This is a genomic window from Vibrio sp. 1167, from assembly GCF_033340375.1.
Taxonomy (GTDB): domain Bacteria; phylum Pseudomonadota; class Gammaproteobacteria; order Enterobacterales; family Vibrionaceae; genus Vibrio; species Vibrio alginolyticus.
Window position 1 is genome coordinate 759,437 of sequence record NZ_JAWOWK010000002.1, and the last position, 10,299, is coordinate 769,735.

The following is a 10,299-nucleotide window of genomic DNA, read 5'->3' on the forward strand; positions in this document are numbered from 1 at the left end:
ATTTTATCTAAGTTACGTATGGTTAGGGCTTGATTTTTTGAACTTTCAATCCCATAAATGTACTTAAAAGAAAGTCTCTTATCGAGGAAGATTATGAACAGTCCAATGTTTACCCGCACTTCAACTCAAGAAAGTGCTCTACAAACGAACAAAGTATTGCGTAATACTTACGCTCTACTTTCAATGACACTTTTATGGTCGGCAGTCGTTGCTGGCGTTGCAATGGCATTTAACCTTCCACATCCAGGTATCATCCTAATGCTGGTTGGTTTCTACGGCCTATTATTCTTAACAGAAAAAAACCGTAACAACAGTCTTGGCCTTGTGTTTACGTTCCTATTTACTGGCTTCTTAGGTTACACCGTTGGCCCTATTCTAAACATGTACATCGGTGCAGGCATGGGCGATATCGTATTAACCGCACTCGGTGGTACGGCACTATCTTTCATGGCAGCATCGGCATACGCACTAACAACGAAACGTGACCTATCGATGATGGGTGGCTTAATGCTATCACTATTTGTTGTGCTGGTTGTGGGCATGATTGCAAGCTTCTTTATTCAATCAACCCTTTTACACTTGGCGTTGAGCAGCTTGTTTATCATTTTCTCTACTATGGCGATCCTGATGACAACACAAAGCATTATTCGTGGCGGTGAAACAAACTATATCTCTGCGACAGTAACTTTGTATGTATCAATCTACAACATCTTCATCAGCCTACTAAGCATTCTAGGTATTATGAACGACGATTAATCGTTTCTCGTTAAGTAGAATCAAAAAGCCCGAAGGTAATTCCTTCGGGCTTTTTCTTTGTGTGCAATTCAGTGTATTACGCCTGCTCTACTGACAACTCGATAACTTCGTCAGCTTTTGGATTTTCTCTAAAGCGTCTCACTTTGATCGTTTCCTCTCCTAACATGATTTGCTTGGCGATTCGGTGCATACCGTCAAAAACACGATAGTCACTGGTTAAGATTACCGGATACGACAAATCAGCATTGTTGATTCGTTGGCAATGTTTTGCAATTTCACGGCAGGTTGGCTGTGGCCCTTCATGACTAAACCAAGTCACTTCATTTGGGCCTTTGATATCATCAATCGAAATTTCTTCTACAGGTAAGGATTCTGCAAGTTGCCAAATACGCTCGATGGACCAAGTGGATTTTACATTGTCATTAATCTCAATGTAACGTTGTTTCGACATGACTAACTCCTTGTCATCATTGTTGTTTCTAACCTGAATACATGCTTTTCATCAATCAAAGAGAATATCGGTCTATGAAAACAAACACAACGTTGTCAGCTATTCATTCACCCATAAAATCCCATAATCAGACAAGTAGCCAAGAAAAAACCAAAACAAAAATGAATAAGCCTGGATATCCATGCAATTTCGTTGGTACTCACCCCGTAAAATTTCTAACAAACTGAATAGTTTCCTATTTATTTGAATAAAAGAGCATTTATATCAAAGTGCCTAGCTCAGTCAAAAACACTCACCATTTTGTACGCTTTTGATTCGCTCGATACGACTTCGAGATTCTTTTGTTGAGAACATTCTCGGCTGTCGCTAATCTATAAACATCCATGTTTACTTAACGGATAAAACGTTATGTTCGTTTACAACGGCAAAGAAATTGAAACGGATGCTCAAGGCTACTTATTGGATCATACTCAATGGGAAGAAGGTATGATTGAGCTTTTAGCAAAAGAAGAAGACATCGAGCTTACGGATGCTCATTTGGAAGTTGTGCATTTTGTGCGAGACTTTTATGAAGAGTTTAATACCTCCCCTGCAGTGCGTATGCTTGTGAAAGCGATGGAAAAAGCGCACGGCCCAGAAAAAGGTAACAGTAAGTATCTATTCAAGCTGTTTAAAAAGGGGCCAGCCAAACAAGCAACCAAATTAGCCGGCCTACCAAAGCCAGCTAAATGCTTGTAGATTCATAAAATTTTAAAACCGCGTAACGGCTTATACGACGCAGGTTCCTGCATCACATGCTCTACTGTTGCCGTTCGCGGTCCTTCTTGTAACCATTCCGAAAACGCAACTATTTGCGCGTCTGTTCCACACGCCATCACTTCAACATCACCATTGTTTAGGTTCTTCGCATAACCTGTTAACCCTAGCTTCAATCCTTGATGGGAAGTATGGTAACGAAAGCCCACGCCTTGAACATGACCTTTTACTATAAATCTCTCACACTTTACGTTCATCTTTGTACCGCTTCTTTTTACTGAGTGATATATTCTTTTCGTCTATTCACCCCACTAAGGATAGTGGGTTTTTGCACGGTTATTATAATTATGAAAGAAATTCCATTCCGCTGGATTGATAAGTATCTCATTCACTTAAAGATTCAAGAAAAGTTCTATTTGCTCTTCGTTCTCCCTCTTCTTGCTTTAGTCATTCTCACTCTCGTCCTTAATAGCGCGGCTAATACACTGATCTCAAGTATGTACCAAGAAGAGCTCATGCTTATGAAAGGTCTGATAGAGGCAGGCAACCTTTCTCAATCTCAAGTAGCAAGCCTCATAGCGGGTTCAGAAACCGTTTCTATTGGCTCTGGTTCGCAATCCGTGTCTGTTTTAAATGGTGCGTACAGTTTGGTTGCGAACCATGAACTTTCTTTATGGACTGCCCTATCAACGACTCAAGTGAGCATCATCTGTGTGAGCTTGTTTATTCTTGCTCTTGGCGTTTACTACATCATGACGTTTATTGGCGGCGCGATGTTCACGATGAACAAAGCATTAAACACCCTTGCGGGTGGCGACTTAACTGCGAGAATGAACTTCTTCCCTGTTCGCGACGAGTTTAGTGAAATTGCTATTACGATAGACAAAGTTGCAGAACGAGAGCAACAAATGGTGCTGTCGATTCAAGAGTCTGTGGCTTTAATGCAACAAATTAGCTCAGATCTGAATCAATCGATTCATCACAGTTCAGATATTTCAGCGACTCAGCAGGAACACCTCAACTCTCTTGCGAGTGCAACTGAACAGATGGCATCAACGATTCGAGAAGTCGCGACACTAGCTCACGATTCAAGCACGCAAACCGATGATGCACGTAACGTGGCTCAGTCTGGACAAGTGAAAGTTGAGAATACGCTTCACTCGATTTCGAACCTTTCTAATGAGATTCAATCTGCGTCTCAAGCCGTTGCCGAGTTAGATGCCAATGCAGCACAAATTGATGAAGTAGTGACAACCATCAATGGGATCTCCGAGCAAACCAACCTACTTGCTCTGAACGCGGCTATTGAAGCTGCACGTGCTGGAGAACAAGGTCGTGGATTTGCGGTCGTTGCGGATGAGGTTCGCGCTCTTGCGGGACGCACTCAGCAAGCGACAGTTGAAATCCAAACGATGATTGAATCGTTACAGCGTAATAGTCAGTCACTTACTAAGCTGATGGAAGTGACAGTTAATAACGCAAATGAGGGACAAAACCTCATGACGGAAGTGAATCACGAAATCGGCTCTTTGGCAGATAAAAATCAAACTATCTCCGACAGTAGCATTCAAATTGCAACAGCAGCTGAAGAGCAAGGTGTAGTCGCGGACAATATCGCCTCAAGCGTTGAAGAAATTCGAGTTCAAGCAGATAACGTGTGCAATATGATAAGCACGACTTCACAAAACGTTGATCAACTGCGTAAGCAAAGCGACACAATGGAAGCACTACTTACTGGACTTAAAGCATAGCAACGGAATCTATTACAGCAAATTCAATAAAAGGGTCACTTTAGTGACCTTTTTTGTATTTAAAAGTCACTACAATGTACTGGATTGCCGAGGGATATTGCTTTTACCATTTACATCCCGGACAATACGCCCCTTTCAAAATTCAACAAGAGCTAATGAAATGACAGCTGCTATCTATTTGGTTAAAGGTCGTGAGAAATCGGTCAAGCGCAAGCACCCTTGGATCTTCTCTCGAGGCATCAACAAAGTTGAGGGCGAACCTGCTCTTGGCGAAACGGTTGATGTATTCACTCACGACGGTAAATGGCTAGCTAAGGCGGCATATTCGCCAGCTTCACAAATTCGTGCTCGTATTTGGAGTTTTGATAAAGAAGAAATCGACACCGCGTTTTTCGTTAAACGACTTAAAGACGCACAACTTCTTCGTGAAGACATTATCAAACGTGATGGCCTTACGGGTTATCGCCTTATCGCAGCAGAGTCTGACGGCTTACCTGGCGTTACGATCGACCGTTACCAAAATTTCTTTGTGTGCCAACTTCTCAGTGCTGGCGCAGAACACAATAAGCAGGCTATTGTTGACGCTCTGGTTGAGTACTTCCCTGATTGTAATGTGTACGAGCGCTCTGACGTAGCCGTTCGTAAAAAAGAAGGTTTAAAAGAGAGCACGGGCGTTTTGCACGGCGAAGAGCCACCTAAATCGGTCGTCATCGAAGAAAATGGCGTAAAGATTAGTGTAGATATCGTTGGCGGACACAAAACAGGTTTCTACCTAGATCAACGAGATAGTCGCCAGCAAGCGATGAAATATATGAAAGGCAAAGAAGTTCTTAACTGCTTCTCTTACACAGGTGGCTTCGGACTTTACGCTCTAAAAGGTGATGCAAAGCGTGTGATTAACGCTGACGTGTCACAACCTGCTTTAGATACCGCAAAATTCAACGCAGAGCTAAACGATTTTGATATTTCGAAGAAGCGTGCCGTGTTCCTAAATGCAGACGTGTTTAAGCTGCTTCGTGAGTATCGTGATCAAGGAACTCAGTTCGATGTGGTTATTATGGACCCACCGAAGTTCGCAGAGAGCAAAGCACAACTAAACGGTGCATGTCGTGGTTACAAAGACATCAACATGCTAGCAATGCAAATTCTAAAACCGGGCGGCACGCTACTGACCTACTCGTGCTCTGGCTTGATGGATCAAGTTCTGTTCCAGAAAATCATCGCTGATGCAGCCGTAGACGCTAACCGCCAAGTAAAGTTTGTGGAGCGTTTTGAGCAAGCCGCTGACCACCCAACCGATACCGCATATCCAGAAGGTTTCTACTTAAAAGGTTTTGCATGTAAAGTGCTTTAGGCTACGAATAAGTAAGACAAAGCAGAAAGAAAAGGGCCTACTGGCCCTTTTTCATTATGGCTCTAAGTTAACCTTAGTTAGTGCGGATAACACATCTTTCTCAAAGTCCGCATTTCCCACGATTAAATCACTAAACTCTGTCGCCCCGTTTTCTATTACGATAGTTTGAATTGAGTTTCCATCGTTATGGGTTATTTCTAGAGATAAGTCATCGCCATCAATGTTCAAGTCAATACTATTGAGAAGTTCTTCTATCGTATTGTGCCCTGCATCTTCAACGACTTCACTCAGATCTAAGGTGTCCAAATCTCTCTCAAAACCTCTAATTAGATCTGTTCCTGTATCCAAGGAGTCGTTGACCCATTTAAAGACATCTGCCTCGTTATCATTACCGATCAAGATGTCATGACTTACGTCCACTTCAGCTTCAATAATATTTGCAGAGCCATTACTTGAAGCATTTACTCCTCCGTTTTCATCAATAACGAATTGCAGGGTGTTCTCACTTTGATCACCATCGTTATCCGTCAATACATAATCGAAGTCTAACGTTTCAACTGTATCACCCACCGCACCATAAAATGCATACGCACCGTCGTTTAAGTCGATTTCCAGAGTATGTTTGCTGTCGATATAGATAGTAAGCTGCATCGTTGTGTCGTCAAATGCATGCGAAATACCATCGTTATTGTCAGTTACTATTAGGTCTGAACCATCAAACGAATAAGTGACACCGTCATGTTCTATTTCGCTAATATAACCACCATCTGCACCAATACCTGTATCTGGAGAAGTGGTATACATCAAGTTCCCCCCAACAGGTTGAATCACTGACTGCAACATAACCGGAGGTAATTGAGTTACGTCAGGAACCACAACACCATCAAGGTCTTGATTCAAAAAGCCATCATATGCTACGCGATCTAATTGCTCCGGCATAAGATTAACGCCCATACCATACGCTAGGGCTGTTATCTGATTATCAGGATCGGTTAGGTGATCAATCCAACTCTGCTCGCGAGCGTCGTTTATAAATGATGACGCAGGGTTTGGCTGACCATCTGACAAGAAGTAACTAACATTCGACGCACTGGTTAACTTACCTACATCATCCCATGACTGTTTTGCTTCATTTAGCGCGTTGTTATAGTTAGTCGCGCCACCCGCAGTTAGCGTCTCAATATACGCTTTGGCCTCCTCGACCGTCAGCCACGTCGCAGCACCTATAGCGTAAGTGGATGCTGTACTGCTATAAGTAATAATTTGAACTCGCGTTTGACCGATAGACTCATATTGATTCAATAACTGAGTTGCCGAATCTTTCATTATCTGCAAGCGATTATCCGTTCGCATAGAACCCGAGACATCCATTATGAGTTGAACGTTGGCACTTTCTTTAGTTTCTGCAACTACATCGTGAATAATAGATGCAGAATCTGGTGAGTCATCTTCCACAATAACGTTGACCGTTGTGGAGTTAGTAAGACCACGAGCATTCGAGACAAGCACAGGCACCTCAATATTTAAGGTGTCTTCTCCAGATGGGTTGGAGTGATCAATCGGACCAAGAAGCTCCGTAGATACCACTCCAGTATCATTGACTGATATTTTGATAACCTCTTCACCGTTCGCTGAACCGATAAGCATTTGGTCGTTATTTGATAACGTCCACGTTACAGAGATACCGTTACTAGTAAGAGCTGTAGATGGTTCACTGAGCGTAACAGAATCAACGGTTTGACCCAGCGTCAATTGTTCTACATCAGTACTCGAGTCAGTTGTGTCATCAAAGCCGTTTAGAGCAGAGTCATCAGCAATGGCGTTGCTTAAGCCTTCCTCAGAAACGTTTAGTGTTACACCTTCTACAATTGGTGGGGCGTAAGGGTTGACAGAAAAGTACCCCGTTTTACTGTCGCCATCATTATCAGTAATAGTGTAGTTAAAATCGATATCCCCATCGCCATAAGGTGAGGTCAAAGGCAAGTATTGGAAGAACTCCCATTTTCCAGTGCTAGGTGTAAGTTGAACTTCGAATGCAAGCTCTCCATCAGCCTCTGCAATCAGTCTATTAGAGTTTTGTGGATCGACGTATATCAACACGTCTTTACCATCTAGAGTCTCTAAACCAGCCTCACCTCCATTTAAGACTATAGAACCAGGGCCATCAGCTCCATATACAGCACCGAGGTTCCCATCCGCACTAGCAATTGGCACGCCAGAGTACGCACCTGTAAAGGTTATTGATTTAACGGTAAAGTCACTGTTGTCTTCAGTATCCGGGCCATTGCCATTACTGGTCGCCTCGAGGATGATTTTATCAAAGCCTCCCTGTTGAACATTGAAATTTGCCGCGTAATCACCACTGCTTGCGTCAGAGCTGAACGATTGCTGAGCAATTAATACACCATCTCTATAAAAAGATGCGATTCCTTTCTCAAGTTCACCACCAAACATTTTCTCAAATTCTATTTCTGCTCCGTAAGCAACTTTATTGCCTAAGTCTATGATTAACTGCTCTGATACACCCTCATTACCCGCGAATCGATAATCGACTTCGTTTTCTAATTGGAAGCCGTTGTTACCAGAACTTTTAACGCCAATCCCTTCTGATGATTGATTGATTTCAGCTGTTCCCAGCATCACAGATTCGTCAGACACAAAACCGTTTGCAGTCACAACAACGTCCCCAAATGTTCGACTGGTTGCATCTGCCTCACTTCCTGCAAAATCTATGCGCCCTGTCAGAACGTTAGGTGCACCAGTAAGCGACACATCGACGGGTTGAACAACAACAGGCACGTATGGGCAATCATCTTCAACGGCCACATTTAAGCTTTGAGATGTTGTTGTTTGTCCATCACTTACAGAAATCTGTAAATCAAAGTTGATGATGTCTTCCACATCATTAACAGGATGATCAAGTGGCTCAAACAGAGTAATAGTATAGTCCCAAGAGCCTTGACCTGAAGCTGAAAGCTCGCTCAGCACAACGGTAGCAACAACGCTCAGGTGAGCAGTTTTCGCAGTCAGCGTTTGAGTACTGTTGTCCCACGTCCACGATATAGGCTCCCCTCCTGATGTTAGGTTGTTAGGGCCTGCCAATACCACTGAAACATTCGCCGTGTCTGGATCGGCAACTGTGAATGTTCCTGAGAAACTTGCGGAGTTAGTGGTGTCTGAAGGTGCTCCTGTATTATCAGGGATACCATTAGCTAAACCTTCTTCCGAAACAACTGCATTCACAACATTTGAAATAGAAGGAGGAGCATCATTATCAATAATCGTTGCCGTACCGGTATCGCGGCCTTGCACTGCACCAATGCCGGTTACTGTCACGCTGAAATCTTCAGGGCCTTCATAAACAGCATCATCAATGGAAGCAATACGCACATCAAACTCAGTTTGCCCTGCTGGCACGGTCACCACACCATCGTTTGGCACTGCAACCCAACCGGAGCCTGTGTTGTATTCTAAGGTGCCTAAGTCTCCAACTTCGGTGTCACCTAAGTTCAGGCCTAGCTCGACTTGAACAGTGGACTCGGAGGCATTCGACAGCGTCACTTTGAAGTTCGCTGTCTCACCCTCATTGATGGTGCCAGCGTCTGAAATAGTCACGCTTGGACGGTCATCATCCGGATCAGGGCCCGGACCACTGCCGTCATCCACAATCGTTGCTGTCCCCGTATCGCTGCCTTGTACTGCGCCAATGCCGGTTACCGTCACACTGAAATCTTCAGGGCCTTCATAAACAGCATCATCAATGGCAGCGATACGCACATCAAACTCGGTTTGCCCTGCTGGCACGGTCACCACACCATCGTTTGGCACTGCAACCCAACCGGAGCCTGTGTTGTATTCTAAGGTGCCTAAGTCTCCAACTTCGGTGTCACCTAAGTTCAGGCCTAGCTCGACTTGAACAGTGGACTCGGAGGCATTCGACAGCGTCACTTTGAAGTTCGCTGTCTCACCCTCATTGATGGTGCCAGCGTCTGAAATAGTCACGCTTGGACGGTCATCATCCGGATCAGGGCCCGGACCACTGCCGTCATCCACAATCGTTGCCGTCCCCGTATCGCTGCCTTGTACTGCGCCAATGCCGGTTACCGTCACACTGAAATCTTCAGGGCCTTCATAAACAGCATCATCAATGGCAGCGATACGCACATCAAACTCGGTTTGCCCTGCTGGCACCGTTACTACGCCATCGTTTGGCACTGCAACCCAACCGGAGCCTGTGTTGTATTCCAAGGTACCTAAGTCACCGGCTTCGGTATCGCCGAGATTAAGACCCAGCTCCACTTGCGTTTCCGCTTCAGACGCGTTCGATAAGGTGACTTTGAAGTTCGCCGTATCCCCCTCATTGATGGTGCCAGCGTCTGAAATAGTCACGCTTGGACGGTCATCATCCGGATCAGGGCCCGGACCACTGCCGTCATCCACAATCGTTGCCGTACCGGTATCGCTGCCTTGTACTGCGCCAATGCCGGTTACCGTGACACTGAAATCTTCAGGGCCTTCATAAACAGCGTCATCAATGGAAGCAATGCGCACATCAAATTCGGTTTGCCCAGCTGGCACGGTCACCACACCATCGTTTGGCACTGCAACCCAACCACTTCCCGTGTTGTATTCTAGGGTGCCTAAGTCTCCAACTTCGGTGTCACCTAAGTTCAGGCCTAGCTCGACTTGAACAGTGGACTCGGAGGCATTCGACAGCGTCACTTTGAAGTTCGCTGTCTCACCCTCATTGATGGTGCCAGCATCTGAGATAGTCACGCTTGGACGGTCATCATCCGGATCAGGGCCCGGACCACTGCCGTCGTCCACGATCGTCGCCGTCCCCGTATCGCTGCCTTGCACTGCACCAATGCCAGTCACTGTCACACTGAAATCTTCTGGGCCTTCGTACACCGCGTCATCAATGGAAGCAATGCGCACATCAAACTCGGTTTGCCCAGCTGGCACCGTTACTACGCCATCGTTTGGCACTGCAACCCAACCGGAGCCTGTGTTGTATTCTAAGGTGCCTAAGTCTCCAACTTCGGTGTCACCTAAGTTCAGGCCTAGCTCGACTTGAACAGTGGACTCGGAGGCATTCGACAGCGTCACTTTGAAATTCGCTATGTCACCCTCATTGATGGTGCCAGCGTCTGAAATAGTCACGCTTGGACGGTCATCATCCGGATCAGGTCCTGGACCCGTGCCGTCATCCACTATCGTTGCCGTACCGG

General features: G+C 45.1%; 7 protein-coding genes. 4 read left to right on the forward strand and 3 right to left on the reverse strand.

Features of this window, described 5'->3' with window-relative positions; genetic code table 11:
* The first annotated feature begins 93 nt into the window (after window positions 1–93).
* Window positions 94–756, forward strand: a complete 663-nt coding sequence (locus R7Z78_RS06720; protein WP_025766607.1) for a Bax inhibitor-1/YccA family protein — start codon at window positions 94–96, stop codon at window positions 754–756.
* A 76-nt stretch (window positions 757–832) separates the two neighbouring features.
* Here R7Z78_RS06720 and R7Z78_RS06725 read toward each other — a convergent pair whose 3' ends face one another.
* The gene (locus R7Z78_RS06725) at window positions 833–1,207 is read right to left on the reverse strand and encodes a chromosome partitioning protein ParB (RefSeq protein ID WP_104975334.1); all 375 of its coding nucleotides are present in this window, start codon (window positions 1,205–1,207) and stop codon (window positions 833–835) included.
* Between the two features lie 408 nt (window positions 1,208–1,615).
* On the opposite strand from R7Z78_RS06725, the gene R7Z78_RS06730 reads away from it, so the two are divergent.
* Complete coding sequence (locus R7Z78_RS06730; protein ID WP_005377396.1) at window positions 1,616–1,945, forward strand: TusE/DsrC/DsvC family sulfur relay protein; 330 nt, start codon at window positions 1,616–1,618, stop codon at window positions 1,943–1,945.
* Between the two features lie 2 nt (window positions 1,946–1,947).
* On the opposite strand, the gene yccX is transcribed toward R7Z78_RS06730, so the two are convergent.
* Window positions 1,948–2,220, reverse strand: coding sequence for an acylphosphatase (yccX, locus tag R7Z78_RS06735; RefSeq protein WP_017634611.1), 273 nt, complete (start codon window positions 2,218–2,220; stop codon window positions 1,948–1,950).
* Window positions 2,221–2,310: 90 nt separating this feature from the next.
* Between yccX and R7Z78_RS06740 the strand changes: the two genes are divergently transcribed.
* Both R7Z78_RS06740 and R7Z78_RS06745 read left to right on the forward strand, forming a co-directional pair.
* The gene (locus R7Z78_RS06740) at window positions 2,311–3,714 is read left to right on the forward strand and encodes a methyl-accepting chemotaxis protein (RefSeq protein ID WP_017821867.1); all 1,404 of its coding nucleotides are present in this window, start codon (window positions 2,311–2,313) and stop codon (window positions 3,712–3,714) included.
* Window positions 3,715–3,874: 160 nt separating this feature from the next.
* Window positions 3,875–5,068 (forward strand): class I SAM-dependent methyltransferase, encoded by a 1,194-nt coding sequence (locus R7Z78_RS06745; protein ID WP_169644520.1) that lies wholly within the window; start codon window positions 3,875–3,877, stop codon window positions 5,066–5,068.
* A gap of 54 nt (window positions 5,069–5,122) precedes the next feature.
* On the opposite strand, the gene R7Z78_RS06750 is transcribed toward R7Z78_RS06745, so the two are convergent.
* Window positions 5,123–10,299 (reverse strand): Calx-beta domain-containing protein (locus R7Z78_RS06750; protein ID WP_169644522.1); only part of this gene is annotated, 5,177 nt, incomplete at its 5' end.

What these genes read in the sequence shown, in the direction of transcription:
- R7Z78_RS06745 (WP_169644520.1), top strand. Translation starts at nt 3,875, where the DNA reads ATGACAGCTGCTATCTATTTGGTTAAAGGTCGTGAGAAATCGGTCAAG.
- yccX (WP_017634611.1), bottom strand. Translation starts at nt 2,220, where the DNA reads ATGAACGTAAAGTGTGAGAGATTTATAGTAAAAGGTCATGTTCAAGGC.
- R7Z78_RS06725 (WP_104975334.1), bottom strand. Translation starts at nt 1,207, where the DNA reads ATGTCGAAACAACGTTACATTGAGATTAATGACAATGTAAAATCCACT.
- R7Z78_RS06730 (WP_005377396.1), top strand. Translation starts at nt 1,616, where the DNA reads ATGTTCGTTTACAACGGCAAAGAAATTGAAACGGATGCTCAAGGCTAC.
- R7Z78_RS06740 (WP_017821867.1), top strand. Translation starts at nt 2,311, where the DNA reads ATGAAAGAAATTCCATTCCGCTGGATTGATAAGTATCTCATTCACTTA.
- R7Z78_RS06720 (WP_025766607.1), top strand. Translation starts at nt 94, where the DNA reads ATGAACAGTCCAATGTTTACCCGCACTTCAACTCAAGAAAGTGCTCTA.